Source organism: Pelomonas parva, assembly GCF_043555835.1.
Classification (GTDB): Bacteria; Pseudomonadota; Gammaproteobacteria; order Burkholderiales; family Burkholderiaceae_C; genus Pelomonas; species Pelomonas parva.
This window is the reverse complement of record NZ_JBIGHV010000002.1, coordinates 427,910-444,659: the sequence shown is the minus strand read 5'-3', so window position 1 is coordinate 444,659 and position 16,750 is coordinate 427,910. Positions and strand designations below refer to the sequence as shown.

The window sequence follows — 16,750 nt, the reverse complement described above, 5'->3', positions numbered from 1 at the left end:
ACCCCATGACCGACCCGATCCTGCTGGCCCGCCATGGCGACATCGAGTGCCTGCTGCTGCCCGCGCTGGCCAACCGCCACGGCCTCATCACCGGCGCCACCGGCACCGGCAAGACCATCAGCCTGCAGACGCTGGCCGAGAACTTCTCCCGCATCGGCGTGCCCGTTTTCATGGCCGACGTGAAGGGCGACCTGACCGGCATCAGCCAGCCAGGCAACCCCAGCGAGAAGCTGCTCGCCGTGCTGAAGGACCGGGGCATCGAGCCGCCCGCGAAGCTCGCCTGCCCCACGACGCTGTGGGACGTCTTCGGCGAGCAAGGCCACCCGGTGCGGGCGACCGTGTCGGACATGGGCCCGCTGCTGCTGGCCCGCATGCTGGCACTGAACGAGACCCAGGCCGGCGTGCTGCAGATGGTGTTCAAGATCGCCGACGACAACGGCCTCTTGCTGCTGGACCTGAAGGACTTGCGCGCGATGTTGCAGCATGTGGGCGACAACGCGAGTCAGTTCACGACGAAGTACGGCAATGTCTCGGCCGCGAGCGTCGGCGCCATCCAGCGCGGCCTGCTGCAGATCGAGGCGCAGGGCGGCGACAAGTTCTTCGGCGAGCCCATGTTGAACATCGCCGACTTCATGCAGACGGAAGGCGGGCTGGGCGTCATCAACGTGCTGGCCGCCGACAAGCTGATGAACGCGCCGCGCCTGTATGCCACCTTCCTGCTGTGGATGCTGAGCGAGCTGTTCGAGACGCTGCCCGAGGTGGGCGACCTGGACAAGCCCAAGCTGGTGTTCTTCTTCGACGAGGCCCACCTGCTGTTCAAGGACGCGCCCGACGCGCTGGTCGAGCGCATCGAGCTGGTGGTGCGCCTGGTGCGCTCCAAGGGCGTCGGTGTGTACTTCGTGACGCAGAACCCGCTGGACATCCCCGATGCCGTGCTGGGCCAGCTCGGCAACCGCGTGCAGCATGCGCTGCGCGCCTTCACGCCGCGCGACCAGAAAGCGGTCAAGAGCGCGGCCGACACGATGCGCGCGAAGCCCGGGCTGGACATTGCCACCGCCATCACCGAGCTGGCCGTGGGCGAAGCGCTCGTCAGCCTGCTCGACGAGAAGGGCCGACCCAGCGTCACCGAGCGCGTCTTCGTGCTGCCGCCGGGCAGCCAGATCGGCCCGATCACGCCGGCGCAGCGCCAGGCGCTGCTGGCCAACTCGCTGGTGGCCGGCGTCTACGAAAAGCAGCTGGACCGCGAATCGGCCTACGAGAAGCTCGCCGCCCAGCACGCCGCCCCGGCGGGCGGAGGCATGGCGGCCGAGGGCGGCGCCGTGTTCAAGGGCGGCCCGGCCGCGCCGGCGCCTGCTGACGGCGGCGGCATGATGGACAGCCTCAAGGATGTGCTGTTCGGCACCACCGGCCCGCGCGGCGGCCGCCATCCCGGGCTGGCCGAGAAGGCGGCACAGTCCGCCGTGCGCAGCATCGGCTCGGCCGTGGGCCGCGAGATCATCCGTGGCGTGCTGGGCAGCATCCTGGGTGGCGGCAGCCGTCGGCGCTGACCGGCGTGCGTCTCGCGCCCGGCGGCTGCCGCTCGTCGCAGGCCGCTGGCGCCTGCACCGGGGCGCAACGATGCTGACCCCATGACCCCCGCCCATTCCCGCCGCGACTGGCCCACCTATGTCGGTGGCACCATCGCCATCTGCCTGGTGGTCGGCCTGCTGAACTACGTCATGCGCGGCGGCAAGTTCTGGCAGGGCATGCTGTATGCGTTCACCGTCGGCGTGCAGATTTCGGCCTACATCTCGCTGCTGACCTACGGGCTGGCCGCCCTGCTGCGGCGGCGCCGAGCCGACTCGGCGGCGCTGCGCCATGGCTGGGTGGGCTGGGGCTGGCTGCTGCCCTGCATCCTGCTGGGCTCGCTCGCCGGCTACAGCGGCGGGCTCTGGCTGGGCGACCTCATCAGCGGCGGCCGCTCGCTGCAGCCCTGGCAGGCCGCCGACCGGCGCGTCGCGCTGTCGCTGAGCTTCACGCTGCTGGTCTCGGTCGTCGCCACCTGGTTCTTCTTCTCGCTGTTCAAGCTCAACTCGGCACGCATCGAGCGCGCCGAGGCCGAGCGCCAGGCGGCCGAGGCGCGGCTGGCGCTGCTGCAAAGCCAGCTGGAGCCGCACATGCTGTTCAACACGCTGGCCCACCTGCGCGTGCTGATCAAGCTGAGGCCCGACGAAGCCCAGCGCATGCTGGACCGGCTGATCGACTACCTGCGCGCCACGCTGCAGGCCAGCCGCGCGACGGAGCATGCGCTGGCCGACGAGTTTGCGCGCGTGGCGGACTACCTCGCGCTGATGCAGCTGCGCATGGGCGAACGCCTGCGCGTGCGGCTGGACCTGCCGGCCGAACTGAGCGGCGTCGCCATCCCGCCGCTGCTGCTGCAGCCGCTGGTGGAGAACGCCATCAAGCATGGGCTGGAGCCGCATGTGGCCGGCGGCGAGCTGCGCGTGTCGGCCGCGCGCGAGGGCGGGCGGCTGGTGCTGGAGGTGGCGGACAGCGGTGCCGGGCTAACCGCCACCAACGAGCTGAGCGGCGTCGGCACCGGCTTTGGCTTGAACCAGGTCCGCGAGCGCCTGGCCCATCGTTACAGCGACAGCGCGCGCTTCGACCTGACACCGCAAGCGGGTGGCGGCAGCGTCGCCCGCATCGAGATCCCGTCATGACGACAGCCTTGATTGCCGAAGACGAACCCCTGCTCGCCGACAACCTGCGCGCCGAGCTGGCCGCCGCCTGGCCGGCGCTGCAGATCGTGGCCCAGGCCGGCAGCGGCACGGCGACCGTGGCGCTGGCGCTGCAGCACCGGCCGCAGATCTGCTTCCTGGACATCCGCATGCCGGGCATGACCGGGCTGGAAGCCGCCCAGGCCATCGGCGAGGACTGGCCCGATGACGCCGGCGCCCTGCCCTTGTTCGTCTTCGTGACCGCCTACGACCAGTACGCGCTGCAGGCCTTCGACGCGGCGGCGGCCGACTACCTGCTCAAGCCCGTCACACCCGATCGCCTGGCGCAGAGCGTGGCGCGGCTGCAGGCCCGCCTGGCCCAGCCGACCACGGGCGACGCCACGCTGGCCACGCTGCGCCAGCTGCTGACACAGGCCGCCGCCGCACCCCGGCTGCGCCACCTGCAGGCCGCCGTGGGCGACGCCATCGAGCTGGTGCCGGTGGACAACCTCGTCTACCTGGAAGCCGCCGACAAATACGTGCGCGCCGTGACGGCCGAGCGCGACTACTGGGTGCGCGTGTCGCTGCGCGAGCTGGCGCCACAGCTGGACCCCGAGCGCTTCTGGCAGGTGCACCGCAGCACCATCGTCCAGATCGACGCCGTCGCCCGCGCGCAGCGGCTGGAGAACGGCAACGTGTTGCTGGAACTGCGTCAGCGGCCGGAGAAGCTGACCGTGAGCAGAGTGCACGCAAGCCGTTTCAAAGCGCTCTAGGGTCTGTTCACCCTGCGGCAGCGGGTCACTGCCGCTGGGTGAACAGACCCTCACGGTAGCAAGGAAACGATGAAAACCGTATAAACGGTTTTCATCGTTATGAACCACAAACCCAAACCCGCCCCAGAAGAACGCGCCAAGCTCGTGCGCGACGGCTTCACCATGCCCGAGGCCGACTACGCCTTGCTCAAGGAACTCAAGCTGCGCCTGCATAAGGTCAAGCGCGAGGCCAAGAAGAGCGAGCTGCTGCGCGCCGGCCTGCAGGCGCTGGCCTTGCTGGACGCCGCGGAGCTGGCCGCCGCGCTGGACCGGCTGGCGCCGGTGAAGACCGGGCGTCCGCCGAAATCCGGCCAAGGAGACTGAGATGACCGATGCAACGATCTGGTGGACGCTGCTGTGCGCCATCGCCGGCCTGAACCTGATCGCCTGGACGGCCTCCACCGCCTGGCTACACCGCAACCGGCCCGACGGCACGACCTGGCCCCACCAGCGCCTGCAACTCGTGCTGTCGGCGCTGTACGTGCTGGGCTGCGGCTACCGCTCGGTCATGCCGGTGTTCGACGTACCGCGCGTCGTCATGGTGGACTCGTTCGCGTCCAGCGTCATCGTCGGCCGCACGGTGGCCACCATCGCCGAGCTGAGCTTTGCCGCGCAATGGGCCCTGCTGCTGCGCGGCATCGCGCTGACGACGGGGCACCGATTCAGCCTCTGGGTGGCCTGCGCCATCGTGCCGATGATCGCCATCGCCGAGGTGCACTCCTGGTATGCCGTGCTGACGACGCGCAACATCGGCCACGTGGTGGAGGAAGTGCTGTGGGGCTCGGCCGCCGTGCTCAGCGTGGCGGCCATGGGGGCCATGTGGCCGCAGGCCAGTGCGCGCGGCCGGCGCTGGCTGGGCGCGGCCATCGCCGCCGGCATGCTCTACGCGGCCTACATGTTCTTCATCGACGTGCCCATGTACTGGGCTCGCTGGCTGGCCGACGAGGTGGCCGGCCGCACGTATACGACCGTGGCGGCCGGCATTGCCGACGCGGCTGGCCGCTGGCACGTCTCCCACGACTGGGCGCACTGGCGCAGCGAGGTCGTGTGGATGACGTCCTACTTCAGCGTCGCGGTCTGGATCAGCATCGGCATGGCGCATGCAAGGCTGCCGCTGCGAGTCGCGCAGCGGGCGCGTCCTTAGAATCGGCCGCATCGCGGGCCTGGAACACGGCCCGCTCCCATTTCCCGAGCCGCTGATGAGCCACCCCGCCGCCCCGACCACTCCCGCGACGAACTTCCTGCGCCAGCGCATCGAGCAAGACCTCGAAACGGGCACCTTCGCCGGCCGCCATTTCGCCGGCACGCCGGGCGACGCCGCCCACCACGCAGCCGGCCCGCTGGACGAAGCGCGCATCCGCACCCGCTTCCCGCCCGAGCCCAACGGCTATCTGCACATCGGCCACGCCAAGAGCATCTGCCTGAACTTCGGCCTGGCGCGCGACTACGGCGGCGCCTGCCACCTGCGCTTCGACGACACCAACCCCGAGAAGGAGGAGCTGGAGTACGTCAACGCCATCAAGGAGATGGTGCAGTGGCTGGGCTGGAGCTGGGGCGACAACCTCTTTGAAGCCAGCAGCTACTTCGACTTCATGTACGCCGCCGCCGAGGCGCTCATCAACGCCGGCCACGCATACGTCGATGAGCAGAGCGCCGAGGACATGCGCGCCAACCGCGGCGACTTCGGCCGCCCGGGCGTCGACAGCCCGTTCCGCAGCCGCACGCCCGCCGAGAACCTGGCTCGATTCCGCGAAATGCGTGACGGCCAGCATGCCGACGGCGCCATGGTGCTGCGGGCAAAGATAGCCATGGACTCGCCCAACATCAACCTGCGCGACCCGACGCTGTACCGCATCAAGCATGCGGAACACCACGCCACCGGCGCCAAGTGGTGCATCTACCCGATGTACACCTACGCCCACCCCATCGAGGACGCGCTGGAACGCATCACACACAGCATCTGCACGCTGGAGTTCGAAGACCAGCGCCCCTTCTACGACTGGCTGCTGAACCAGCTGGCCGACCTGGGCTTGCTGGCCCGGCCGCTGCCGCAGCAGATCGAGTTCGGCCGGCTCAACCTGAACTACGTCGTCACCAGCAAGCGCAAGCTGCGCCAGCTCGTCGAGGAGAACCACGTCAGCGGCTGGGACGACCCGCGCATGCCGACGCTGGTGGGCCTGCGCCGCCGCGGCTTCACGCCGGCCAGCGTGCGCGCGATGGTGGAAGCCACGGGTGCCAGCAAGCAGAACGCCTGGATCGACGACACCGTGCTGGACCAGGCGCTGCGCGCCGACCTGGAGCCGCAGGCGCCGCGCGCCTTTGCCGTGCTGCAGCCGCTCAAGCTCAAGCTGACGAACTACGCCGAAGTCTTTGGTTCGACCGACCACCGCGAACCCTGCGAGACGGCCGCCCATCCGCACAAGCCTGAGCTGGGCCAACGCAAGTTCTCCCTCGGCCCCGAGCTGTGGATCGAAGCCGAGGACTTTGTCGAGGTGCCGCCCAAGGGCTACTTCCGACTGTTCCCGGGCAACAAGGTGCGCCTGAAGGCCGGCTACATCGTTGAGTGCACGGGCGCCGAGAAGGACGCCGATGGCAACATCACCGCCGCGCTGGCCACGGTCATCCCCGACACCAAGAGCGGCACGCCCGGCGCGGATGCCGTCAAGGTCAAGGGCACCATCGGCTGGGTCGGCGCGCACGAGGCCGTGGCGGCCGAGGTGCGCCTGTACGAGCGCCTGTTCACCGAGCCGCAGCCCGACGCGGGCGGCCGCGACTTCCTGGAATTCGTGAACCCGAACTCGCTGCGCGTGGTGCAGGCCTTCGTCGAGCCCTCACTGGCCGGCGCCGCCGCCGACCAGCGCTGGCAGTTCGAGCGTCACGGCTACTTCGTGACCGACCGCGTGGATCACCGGGCCGACAAGCCGGTGTTCAACAAGATCACCGGCCTGAAAGACAGCTTCAGCCGCTGAGCACCGCTCAGGCGGGCATGCGATCGTCGCCGAACTCGTCCAGCGCCCGCCGGTAGAGCCGGGTGATGCTGCCGTCGCGCTGCAAGGCCTCGACGGCCTTGGCCAGCCGCTCCAGCAGTTCGGGCGTGGCGCTGCGCCGGGACAGGTGCAGCCAGAAGGCCTGGCGCTCCACGGGCAGCGGGCGGGCAAACTGCTGCATGCGCAACCCCAGGCCGCGCGCCGCGCCGAACAGCCCCAGGTTGCTGCCGTAGGCGGCGTCCACCCGCTTGCCCATCAGCATCTGGATGGCGTGCTCGTTGTTGTTCACCCATTGCAGTTGCCGGCCTTCCCAGCCCGGTGGCAGCGGAAAGCTGCGTGGCACGGCCAGCAGACCGCGAGACACATCCTCCAGCCGCTGCAACGGCGCCTCCTGGCGGCTGACCAGCACCGTCGGCAGCTCCAGCACCGGCGCGACCTGCACCGCCACGGCCTTCAGCTCATCGTTGGAGAAGCGCAGCACCATGTCGGACACGCCGTTGTGCAGGCTGCGCACGGTGCGGGCATAGGGCACGACGCGGTTCTGCGCCGTCAGGCCGGCGCGCTGGGCGATCAGCATGCCGATGTCATACATCAGGCCACCGGGGCCCTGCGGGCCGATGCGGCCGAAGGGCTCGGACTGGATGGTTTCGATGCGCAGCAGGCCGGGCTCGGCCGCCGCCAGCGGCCCGGGTGGCAAGCCGGCCAGCAGTGCCGCCGTGCACAGGCTGCGCCGGCGCACACCCGTCACCGCGGCCCGACCTCCCGATTCCTTCTGCATCCAGGCATTCAAGCATGCACGGATGCAGCCCCTTTTGATCTGGGACAAGCCATTCGCTGCGGGTGTTTAGCGGCAGCGCAGCACTATGGGCGTGGCGTAATCGCGCCCCACGACCGCGCGGGCGAACAGGTAGTTCTGCCGCGCGCGGTCGCTGAGGGCGTCCAGCGACACATCGCCCTGCGCGTCGCAGGGGAAGGCCAGCGCGCGGCCGGACTGGAACAGGGACTCGAAGCGCAATTCGAAGCCGTCGCTCAGCGGCATGGGGCGTGTGGTCATGGGGCACCTCGTCTGAATGCAGACTAGGCGCCGCACCGGCCCGCCGCGCGTGCATACGTCGCACCCGCAGGCCCGCACCCCCACACACGACCGGCCGGCCGCCAACATGTCACGGCTTGCGCAGCAGGTCGATCTGGAAAGGCTTGTCGTTCATCTCGACGACGGCGCCCGAGGGCGCCGTCAGCGCGATCAGCCGGCGCTGCGGCAGCTTCAGCTGAGGCAGCCAGGGCTGCAGATGGCGGCGCAGCAGCGCCTGCAGCGAGCCGTCGGCAAAGGCCAGGCGCAGCCCGCGGCCGACGCGCTCGATGGCCTGGTGGTTGCCCGGATGGGTGTACAGGTATTGCGGCAGGTCGTAGGCGAGCAGCAGGCTGTCGTCCAGCGCCAGGTCCTTCATGCCCCTGTGCGCCAGGAGCTCGGCGCCGACCTCCAGCACGTTGCGGCAGAACAGGTCGGCCCGGCCCACGGCCACGAGGTCGAACATGGACTCGTAGACATTCACCTCGGCCACGTTGAACCCATTGGCACGCAGCACCGCCACATCGGGCCAGTCGTGGCCCTGCACATGGCGCAGCCGGGCCACCGCCTCGCGGCTGCGGGCCGCACGCACGGCCGCCTGGCGCCCGGCGTGCACGAAGCAGACGCGGTAACGGTTGGCGCCCAGGTGGATGGGGAACAGCACGGGCGCCAGGCCGGCCGCGCGGCCGGCATCGGGCCCCGTGACGATCAGGAAGTTGGGCGCCGTGCGGGCGGCCGCTTCCACCAGCGCGCGGCGCTTGTTCATGCGTGGCGACAGCTGCAGGCGGTAGGGACCGTCGCTGGCGCCGGTCTTGTCCAGCGCCAGTTGCACCGCGTCGCGTGCATAGTGGTTGCGCAGGTCGTTGTCGCTGTCGGGCGCGCGCAGCGTGATGACCAGCTCCTGCGCCCATGCCGGCGCGGCCGCGAACAACGCAGGCAGCACAGCCATCGAACGGCGTCTGGTCAACAGGGGTGGCGCAGGCACCGGCGGAATGTAAGCCGGCCACCTGCGGCGGGGAATCGTGCAGCGCAGCAAACGGCGCGCCGCGCGAGCGCGCTAGTCGGCGAGGTCGGCCAGCCGCCTCACCTTGACCTTGCGGCCCTTGAGCTTGCCCGCCGACAGGCGCTTCACGGCCTCGATGGCAATGCTGCGCTGCACCGCGACATAACTGTGAAAGTCCGTGACATTGATCTTGCCGATCTGCGCCGCCGTGAAGCCGGCCTCGCCGGTCAGCGCGCCGAGGATGTCGCCGGGGCGGATCTTCTCCTTGCGCCCACCGAGTATCTGCAGCGTGTCCATGGCCGGCAATAGCGGGCCGCCGGGCGCATCCTGCACGCTGTCCAGCGGCTGCCACTTGAACTCTTCGCCCTGCAGCAGCTCGATGCGGCCGATGCGGCCCATCTCGTCCAGGCTCGCCAGGCTCAGCGCCAGGCCATCCGCGCCCGCGCGGCCGGTGCGGCCGATGCGGTGCACGTGCTGCTCCACGTCGGCGCTGATGTCGACGTTGATGACGCAGGCCAGGTTGGCGATATCCAGCCCGCGCGCGGCCACGTCGGTGGCCACCAGCACCGAGGCGCTGCGGTTGGCGAACTGGATCAGCACCTGGTCGCGGTCGCGCTGCTCCAGGTCGCCGTGCAGCGCCAGCGCGATGAAACCCTGCGCCGCCAGCACCGCCTCCAGGTCGCGGCATTGCTGCTTGGTGTTGCAGAAGGCAATCGTCGACTGGGGCCGGAAGGCGCGCAGCAAGCGCGGCACGGCGTCCAGGCGCTGGTCTTCCGTCACCTCGAAGGCGATCTGGCGGATGGTGGACGACGCCGCGCTGGTGGAGCCTGCCACCTTCACGGTCTGCGGCTCACGCATGAACTTGGCGGCGATCTCGGTCACACCCTCGGGGAAGGTGGCCGAGAACAGCAGCGTCTGCCGCTTGGCCGGCGCGCGCTTGGCTATTGTCTTGATGTCGTCCAGGAAGCCCATGTCCAGCATGCGGTCGGCCTCGTCCAGCACCAGGGTCGTCAGCGCGGACAGGTCCAGCGTGTCGCGCTCCAGGTGGTCGATGAGGCGGCCCGGCGTGCCGACGGCGATGTGGGCGCCGAAGGACAGGCTCTCGATCTGCGGCTTCATCGGGCTGCCGCCGCACAGGCTCAGCACCTTGATGTTGTCGGCCGCGCGGGCCAGGCGGCGGATCTCCTGCGTGACCTGGTCGGCCAGCTCGCGCGTGGGGCACAGCACGAGCGCCTGCACGCGCGTCTGCGCCGCGTCCAGCCGGTGCAGCAGCGCCAGCGCGAAGGCGGCCGTCTTGCCGGAGCCGGTCTGCGCCTCGCCGATGACGTCGCGGCCGGCAAGGGCGAGCGGCAGGCTGGCGGCCTGGATGGGGGTCATCTGCGCGTAGCCGAGCTGGTCGAGGTTGGCCAGCATGGCGGGGCTCAGCGGCAGTGTGGAAAAAGCAAGTTCGGTCATCGCAGCATTGTCGATGGCTGTGACTTCCTGCTCGATTCCCGCCGCCGAACGGCTGAGGCTTGCATTTGCTCACCGTTGCGCGCAGCCTCGCTCACTAGCATTCGCGGCGGCGCTAACGCCTCACCCACATGCCCACCGGCACCAAGTCCTTCCCCGCCACCCAGCCCATCGATCCGCCGACCTCGGCGCGCACGCGTGTGCTGCAAGGCGGCACGCCGGTCCGTGCGCCGCAGGCTGCGGCGCCGGCGCGCAAGGCCCAGCCCGCCGCCGGCCCGCGCGCCCAGGGCACCGCCGTCGCGCCGGAGCGCCTGCCGCGCTGGGCCAAGGGCTTTGTCATCGGCGGCGTGCTGGTGGCCATTGCCATGCCGGCCTCGGTGCTGCTGTCGCGCTCCATGCTCGTGCAGTCGGCGCTGGCGGAACAAAGCAGCTCCAAGGCCGCGATGATCTGCACCGGCGGCGAAGGCCGGGCGGTGGACGGCTCCAGCCTGATGGGCTGGCTGTTCGGCGGCTCCTACTTCCACTGCGGTGACTGGGAGACGCGCGAGGCCCGCCAGCAGCGCGAGCGCGACCGGGACCAGGCCAACTTCCTGGCCCGCGAGAAGGCGCGGCTGCAGCGCTAGGAGCGCAGGCTGACCGTCTTGATCAGCGCCTCGACACGCGGCTGATGACGCGGGAAGAACACGAGGCGCGGCGCGCTGTAGCTCACCAGGAAAAGCTCGCCGCCTCGCACGCGGCCGTAGGCGACGCCCTTGAGCGGCACTTCGTCGACCTTGCGCACCGTCGAGTACTCGAAGCGGAAGCCCTGGCCGTCGAGGAAGGGGGCCGGCTCCAGCTTGTCGAGCGTGAAGCTGGAGCCATCCTGCGTCTGCAGCGACTGGAACATCGCGACGATGTCGGCCGGCTGCATGCTGGCCTTGAAGATCACCGGCTGACGGCCCTTGGGCGTGTTGGACGGGCCGAAGGTCTGGCCGTCCTTGATGTCGGTGTAGAAGCTCAAGGCATCGATGGTGATGCCCTCCATCGTCCACGTCGGCACGCCGCCGGTGAGCCCGCCGCTGAACTGGTTCCAGGCGGCATCGACCTTCACGGCCAGACGCTTGCCGACCGTGGTCTCGCCCACGTCGACCCGCGTGACGGGTGCCGCGCAGGCGGCCAGCAGCAGGGCCAGGCTGACAGCGGCCAGGCGGCCGCGGATGTTGGTGTTGTTCATGGGGGTGACCCTCCTCACAGCAGACTCTTGATCATTGCCGCGTCAGGCGCGGCGGGTGCCTTGTCGATGTAGCGGACAAAGGCCTCGCGGGCGCGTTCGGCCTGGTCCCGGCTGCGATGCAGATAGCCCAGCGCACGATGGCATTCGGCCGGCTCGCTGCCCAGCGCCACCGCGCGCTCGAAGTCCGCCAGTGCCAGCTCCAGGTCGCCATCGGCCGCGCGCAGCCGGCGCGCCTCGCCGCGGCTGTACAGCAGGTCCGCACGCTCGGGCTGGCGCTCAATGAGGCGGTTCAGCAGCGCCAGCGTCTCGTTGGTCTGGCCGCGCTTGAGCTCGTCGTCCAGCATCTGCGCCTGAAAGCCGGCCAGGGCCCGGCGGTGCTCGTCCTCGCCGAGGTAGCCGCCGCTGTCACCGGCGGCCAGTTCGGCGAGCGTCGCACTGCGCTCGGCCGAGCCGGGATGGGTGGCGAACAGCGGGCTGCGCTGGCTCGGGTCGCCGCCATGCACGGCGGCCAGTTCCAGCCGCAGGTTCTCCCAGACCTTGGCGGCCTCGCGGGTGTCGTAGCCGGCCTGGCGCATCAGGGCCAGGCCGATGTGGTCGGCCTGGCGCTCCTGGTCGCGCGAGAAGCCGAAGGCGCCGGCGATGGCCGCCATCTGTCCCACCAGGCCGACGAGGCCGAACATGCTCATGAACATGCCGAAGGCCGAGCGGGACTTGACGTCGCGCAGCCTCTCCAGCGTGTGGCGCTGCAGGTAGTGGCCGATCTCGTGGCCCACCACGGCGGCCAGCTGGGCCTCGTTGTCCACGCGCAGCAGCAGGCCAGTCCACACCTGCATCATGCCGTTGGGCGCCATGCTGGCGTTGAAGAACGGCGTGCGCACCGGGTAGACGCGCACGTCGGGCGCATGAGTGCCAGCCAGCTTGCCGGCCATGTCCTGCAGGTACTTCTGCAGGCCGGCGTCGCGCAGCATGAACGGGCTGCGCCGCAGCCGGGTCTCCTCGCGGTCCATCAAGGCCCACAGGCCGCCTTCGTCGCTGGCCAGGTCGGGCCGCTCGAAGCGCGGGGGTGCGAGCCAGCTGGCTTGCGCGTGGCTGGCGGCCGGGCCGAGCAGCGTGGACAGGGCCGCGCACTGAGCACAGCCCAGCAGCGCGCGACGCCTCATGGCGTGGGCTTGGGGAAGCCGTTCAGCAGCACGTCGATGGATTCCGCCGCCTCCTTGGGCTCGCGCAGGTCGCCCGTGGCGCGCGCGAGCTGGTTGAACCACAGCACCTGGCCGCTGTTCAGGTCGACGAGCGAGGCATAGCCCACCTGCGCGCCGCCGGTGATGCCGACGCCCAGCAGGGCCAGGCCGACCATGGCCAGCTTGCGCTCGGCGCTGGCATAGCTGTCGCGGACCCAGATGAAGAGCCCGTAGTCGGCGCCGCTCTTGGCCTTGAGGTCACGCAGCGCGTCGTCGAAGCTCCAGTCCAGCCTGCCGGCCTTGGTCGGCAGCGCCCAGGCACCACCGGTGGCATGGTGCAGCGCGATGGAACGGGCCACGGCGGCGTGCAAGGCCATGGGCTCGGCAAACTCGTCAGCGGCCTGGTCGTCCATCACCTGGGTGGTCAGGCCCAGCGTCTTGGTGCGCTGCACCAGCTCGGCCTTCATGTGCTTCTGGGCATTGGCCGTCCAGTCGGCCTTGGGCTCGTTCACGCCGCCTGCGGACATCGAGAACAGCTCCACGTCCACCGGCATCAGCACGAGCTTGGCCGCCTGGGGCAGCTTGGCGAAGCCCGGGGCCAGGTGCTTGCTGTGGTCCGCCGCGCTGGCGATCGCAGCCGTGCAGACGAGCGCGCTGGCGAGCAGCGCGCGCAATGTCTTTCTCATTTGTTTTCACTCCCTCTTGACGGCCAGAAATGTACGGTGCCCGGCGTGATTTTCGGCTCCAGACTTTCACGGGGCCCGCGAACGCGGGGCGGTTCAGCCGCCGGCCCGCTTGACCGTCCAGCCCTCGGGGCGCGCCTGCAGCCAGGCCATGACCTTCTCCAGGTGGTCGCCCTGGATCTCGATGACGCCGTCCTTGGCCGTACCGCCGCTGCCGCACAGGGCCTTGAGCTGCTTGGCCAGCGCCGTCAGCGCCGCGTCGTCCAGCGGCAGGCCGTGGATGGCCGTGACGCCCTTGCCCTTGCGGCCGGCCGTCTCGCGGCGCACGCGCACGACGCCGTCGCCGGTGGGGCGCTGCTTGGCCTTGCAGGTGCACTGGGCCTGGGGTTGGCCGCAGCCGGCGCAGGCGCGGCCGAAGTCGGTGGAATAGACCAGGCGAGTTCCGTTCATCTCAGGCTCTTCATCAGTTGTTCGGGCGTCAGCCGCGGCTCGCCGGCATCGGGCCAGCCCGGCGGCGATGCGAGCCGGATGACGCGGCGCCGCGCCAGCTGCAGCACCGGCTCGTGGGGTTGCAGGCGCTGGCGCAGCAGCGCCTGCAGGCTGCCGTCCGCGTAGGCGCGCTTCAGCCCCTCGGTCATGCGCGCGATCAGCGCCGTGTTGGACGGGTGGGTATGAAAGAAGCTGGGCATGTCGTAGGCCAGCAGCAGGCTGTCGTCCAGCACCAGCCCGGACAGCCCGGCGTGGCGCTCCAGCTCCGGCCCCGCTTCGAGGATGCTGCGGCAGAACAGGTCGACGCGGCCCAGCGCCACCATCTGGAACATGGCCGGGTAGGACGTCACCTCCACCACCTTCAGGCCGTTGGCGCGCAGCACGCTGACGTCGGCCCAGTCCCTGCCCTGCACGTGCAGGAAGGGGCGCAGGTCCGCCAGGCTGCGCACCGCCCGCAACTGCTCGCGCCGCGCCGGGTTGACGAAGCAGACACGGTAGCCGTGCACGCCGAGGTGGATGGGAAAGGGCACGGCGGCCAGCCCGGCCTCGCGGCCCACATCGGGTGCCACCGGCAGCAGCAGATTGGGCGGGTCGTTCTGCGCCGCCGCCCGCAGCGCGCGCAGGTTGTTCATGGGCACCGACCGCGCGAGCGTGTAGCTGCCATGGCTGTCGCGCGTGCGCTCCAGCGCCAGCCGCGCAATGCCGCCGATGAAGTCGTTGCGCGGGTCGGCTGCACCGTCCGGCGCGCGCAGCGTGACCACCAGCGGACGCGCGGACGCATGCGCGCAGGGCAGCGCGAGTGCAGCGGCCAGCAAGTAGCGACGGCTGGGCATGCGCGTCAGCGGCCCGGCGCCAGATGACGCTCGAAGAACGCGTCCATCGAGCGGTACAGATGCAGCCGCGCCGCGCGGCCGGCGATGCCGTGGGCCTTGCCGGGGTAGATCTGCAGGTCGAAGGTCTTGCCGGCGTTCTGCAGCGCCTCCACCAGGCGCAGCGTGTGCTCGAACAGCACGTTGTCGTCCGCCGTGCCGTGCACGAGCAGCAGCGGCTTGGCTAATAGCGCAGCGCGCGAAGGCAGGTTGGCGCTGGCGTATGGCGCGGCCTTGCCCTCTTCGGGAAGGCCGAGATAACGCTCCGTGTAAGCGGTGTCGTAGAGCGTCCAGTCGGTCACCGGCGCGACCGCGACCGCCGCGGCGAACGGCGTGTCGGCGTCCAGCACCGCACGCGCGCCGAGGTAGCCGCCGTAGCTCCAGCCGAAGAAGCCGATGCGGGCCGCGTCGACGCCGGGCACGCGGGTGGGCAGCTGGCGCACGGCGGCGAACAGGTCAGCCACCTCGACCTGACCAAAGGCGCGGTGGTGGGCGCGCGTGAACGCGCGGTCGCGGTGGGCCATGCCACGCGTGTCCAGCATCAGCACCCCGTAGCCGCGCTGCTGCCAGTACGCGATCAGCGGCAGGTCACGGCCCCAGGCCCAGTTGACGGTGGCCGCACCCGGGCCGCCATAGGCCATGACGATGACGGGGTGCTTGCCCGGGCGACCGTCTCGGGTGGGGAAGAAGAAGGCGTTCAGCGGCGTGCGGCCGTCGGCGGCTGTCAGGTCCAGTGCCAAAGGCGTGTTGCTGAACTGGCGCAGCGCCGGGTCGGGCGGGTCGCCGGCCAGCGCGATGGCATGGGCGCCGTCCAGGCCGCGCAGTTCCAGCCGGGGCGGCGAGCCCCAGGCGGAGCGGGTGACCAGCAGGCGCGCGCAGCCGGCATCGGCCTTGGCGTCGCGCCACTGGCGGTTGCCTGCGCCTGCCAGCGGCTTCGCGCGGCCACCGGCCAGCGGCATGACGTACAGCTCCTGCACCTTGCCGCGGTCGCCGTAGGCGGCGAAGACGACGTTCTTCTCGTTGGCACAGATGGCGTGCGCGACCGGCTCGGCGGCCTGCGTCAGCGGCGTGCGCGTGCCGGTGGCGCGGTCGATGAGCAGCAACTGGCGCCGGCCCGAGGCCTCGCTGGACCACAGCAAGCCGCGCGGCGTCTCGATGAGGTCGTCGTGCACTTCGACCCAGGCGCTGTCGTTCTCGATGGTGATGTACCTCGGTACGCCGGCCTTGAACTCGGCGAGCGTCAGCCGCGTCTGCGCGCGGTTGAACCACTGCAGCCAGGGCGTGCCGTCACGGAACCAGCCTGCCCGACCGATGTATTCGGCGTCCGGCGGCGGCAGCACCCAGTCCTGTCGGCCGGTGGTGGCGTCTATGACGGCCGCGACGACCTCCGCATTGCGCTCGCCCGCCGCAGGGTAGCGCTGCTGCGTCATCTCCGTGCGGTCGGCAAAGATCTGCGCGCGCGTCTTGACGCCGACACCGGACTCGTCGACCCGCAGCGCCAGCAGCGACCGGCCGTCTGGCGACCACCAATAGCCGCGCTGGCGCGACAGCTCTTCGGCGGCGATGAACTCGGCCTGCCCCCAGGTGACGGTCTCGCTGCCGTCCGACGTCAGCTGGCGTGGTGTCGCGCCGGCCAACAGCGGCAGCACGAAGAGATTGCCGCCCTGCACATAGGCCAGGCGCTTGCCGTCCGGCGCGCAGCGCGGCTCCAGCTTGGGCGCGCCGGCGGCGAGCGCGAGCTTTTGCGCCTGCGGCCCCGCAGCCGTCAGGCGCACGAGGTAGAGGTCTCCCGACAGCGGGAACAGCAGCGCGCTGTCGTCACCGCCGCACCACTGGTAGCCAGTGATGCCGCGCTGGCTGATGCGCTGGCGCTCCAGCGCCATCTTCTCCGCCTCGCTGAGCTTTTGTTCGGCACCGCCGAGCAGGTCGGCTGCGGCAACGAGCTTGCGCGGCTCGCCGCCCGAACCGGGTTGAGCCCACAACTCCAGCACCTCGCTGTCGGTCTGCGAAGGCCGCAGGAAGCTGACCCATTGCCCGCCCGGCGAGATCTCCGCCTGGCGCGGCAGGCGGCCGGCCAGCGGCGGGTCGGCGGTGATGCGTTCGAGGGTGAGGGCGGGAGTCTGGGCCAACGTGGCGCTTGTGGCGCAGGCGCTGACCAGAAGGGTCATGAGGATCTTCATCACGGCATGCTATCCGCGCTGCCGCCCTGCCCTCGCCCAGCGGGCAACGGGATGGTTGCGAGTGCAAAGTCCTCGTCCACCCAGCCGGCGATGCCACCACCACGGTCGTCACCGGCCGT

The 16,750-nt window shown here is 70.4% G+C and carries 17 protein-coding genes; 7 read left to right on the top strand and 10 right to left on the bottom strand.

Going from position 1 to position 16,750, the window contains the following annotated elements; all coding sequences use genetic code 11:
* Positions 1-5 precede the first annotated feature (5 nt).
* From ACG00Y_RS05590 to ACG00Y_RS05565, 6 genes are all read left to right on the top strand, one after another.
* Positions 6-1,547, top strand: a complete 1,542-nt coding sequence (locus tag ACG00Y_RS05590; protein WP_394476769.1) for a helicase HerA-like domain-containing protein — start codon at positions 6-8, stop codon at positions 1,545-1,547.
* A gap of 81 nt (positions 1,548-1,628) precedes the next feature.
* The gene (locus tag ACG00Y_RS05585; RefSeq protein WP_394476767.1) at positions 1,629-2,699 is read left to right on the top strand and encodes a sensor histidine kinase; all 1,071 of its coding nucleotides are present in this window, start codon (positions 1,629-1,631) and stop codon (positions 2,697-2,699) included.
* Positions 2,696-3,469 (top strand): LytR/AlgR family response regulator transcription factor, encoded by a 774-nt coding sequence (locus tag ACG00Y_RS05580; RefSeq protein ID WP_394476765.1) that lies wholly within the window; start codon positions 2,696-2,698, stop codon positions 3,467-3,469. The genes ACG00Y_RS05585 and ACG00Y_RS05580 overlap by 4 nt, the downstream gene beginning before the upstream one ends.
* 99 nt (positions 3,470-3,568) lie before the next feature.
* The gene (locus ACG00Y_RS05575; protein ID WP_394476763.1) at positions 3,569-3,832 is read left to right on the top strand and encodes a hypothetical protein; all 264 of its coding nucleotides are present in this window, start codon (positions 3,569-3,571) and stop codon (positions 3,830-3,832) included.
* A 1-nt stretch (position 3,833) separates the two neighbouring features.
* The gene (locus ACG00Y_RS05570) at positions 3,834-4,652 is read left to right on the top strand and encodes a hypothetical protein (protein WP_394476761.1); all 819 of its coding nucleotides are present in this window, start codon (positions 3,834-3,836) and stop codon (positions 4,650-4,652) included.
* Positions 4,653-4,707: 55 nt separating this feature from the next.
* Positions 4,708-6,477 (top strand): glutamine--tRNA ligase/YqeY domain fusion protein, encoded by a 1,770-nt coding sequence (locus tag ACG00Y_RS05565; RefSeq protein ID WP_394476759.1) that lies wholly within the window; start codon positions 4,708-4,710, stop codon positions 6,475-6,477.
* Positions 6,478-6,484: 7 nt separating this feature from the next.
* On the opposite strand, the gene ACG00Y_RS05560 is transcribed toward ACG00Y_RS05565, so the two are convergent.
* From ACG00Y_RS05560 to dbpA, 4 genes are all read right to left on the bottom strand, one after another.
* On the bottom strand, positions 6,485-7,273 hold the full coding sequence (locus tag ACG00Y_RS05560; protein ID WP_394476757.1) for a substrate-binding periplasmic protein: 789 nt from the start codon (positions 7,271-7,273) through the stop codon (positions 6,485-6,487).
* Between the two features lie 66 nt (positions 7,274-7,339).
* Positions 7,340-7,549 (bottom strand): hypothetical protein, encoded by a 210-nt coding sequence (locus ACG00Y_RS05555; RefSeq protein WP_394476755.1) that lies wholly within the window; start codon positions 7,547-7,549, stop codon positions 7,340-7,342.
* 109 nt (positions 7,550-7,658) lie between these two features.
* On the bottom strand, positions 7,659-8,513 hold the full coding sequence (locus ACG00Y_RS05550; RefSeq protein WP_394476753.1) for a hypothetical protein: 855 nt from the start codon (positions 8,511-8,513) through the stop codon (positions 7,659-7,661).
* A 108-nt stretch (positions 8,514-8,621) separates the two neighbouring features.
* Entirely contained in the window at positions 8,622-10,022 is a 1,401-nt protein-coding gene (gene dbpA / locus ACG00Y_RS05545) for an ATP-dependent RNA helicase DbpA (RefSeq protein WP_394476751.1), read from the bottom strand.
* Positions 10,023-10,150: 128 nt separating this feature from the next.
* Here dbpA and ACG00Y_RS05540 point away from each other — a divergent pair, with 128 nt between their 5' ends.
* The gene (locus tag ACG00Y_RS05540) at positions 10,151-10,642 is read left to right on the top strand and encodes a hypothetical protein (RefSeq protein ID WP_394476749.1); all 492 of its coding nucleotides are present in this window, start codon (positions 10,151-10,153) and stop codon (positions 10,640-10,642) included.
* Here the strand turns inward: ACG00Y_RS05540 and ACG00Y_RS05535 are convergent.
* From ACG00Y_RS05535 to ACG00Y_RS05510, 6 genes are all read right to left on the bottom strand, one after another.
* Complete coding sequence (locus ACG00Y_RS05535; protein WP_394476747.1) at positions 10,639-11,232, bottom strand: hypothetical protein; 594 nt, start codon at positions 11,230-11,232, stop codon at positions 10,639-10,641. The two genes, ACG00Y_RS05540 and ACG00Y_RS05535, sit on opposite strands and share 4 nt — an antisense overlap.
* A 14-nt stretch (positions 11,233-11,246) precedes the next feature.
* The gene (locus ACG00Y_RS05530) at positions 11,247-12,392 is read right to left on the bottom strand and encodes a M48 family metalloprotease (RefSeq protein ID WP_394476745.1); all 1,146 of its coding nucleotides are present in this window, start codon (positions 12,390-12,392) and stop codon (positions 11,247-11,249) included.
* Positions 12,389-13,096 carry a hypothetical protein gene (locus ACG00Y_RS05525; protein ID WP_394476743.1) on the bottom strand — a complete coding sequence of 236 codons (708 nt, stop codon included), beginning with the start codon at positions 13,094-13,096 and terminating at the stop codon, positions 12,389-12,391. Before ACG00Y_RS05525 ends, ACG00Y_RS05530 begins: the two co-directional genes overlap by 4 nt.
* Positions 13,097-13,189: 93 nt before the next feature.
* Entirely contained in the window at positions 13,190-13,543 is a 354-nt protein-coding gene (locus tag ACG00Y_RS05520) for a translation initiation factor Sui1 (protein WP_394476740.1), read from the bottom strand.
* Entirely contained in the window at positions 13,540-14,415 is an 876-nt protein-coding gene (locus ACG00Y_RS05515; protein WP_394476738.1) for a hypothetical protein, read from the bottom strand. Before ACG00Y_RS05515 ends, ACG00Y_RS05520 begins: the two co-directional genes overlap by 4 nt.
* A gap of 5 nt (positions 14,416-14,420) precedes the next feature.
* The gene (locus ACG00Y_RS05510) at positions 14,421-16,619 is read right to left on the bottom strand and encodes a S9 family peptidase (RefSeq protein ID WP_394476736.1); all 2,199 of its coding nucleotides are present in this window, start codon (positions 16,617-16,619) and stop codon (positions 14,421-14,423) included.
* Positions 16,620-16,750 lie beyond the last annotated feature (131 nt).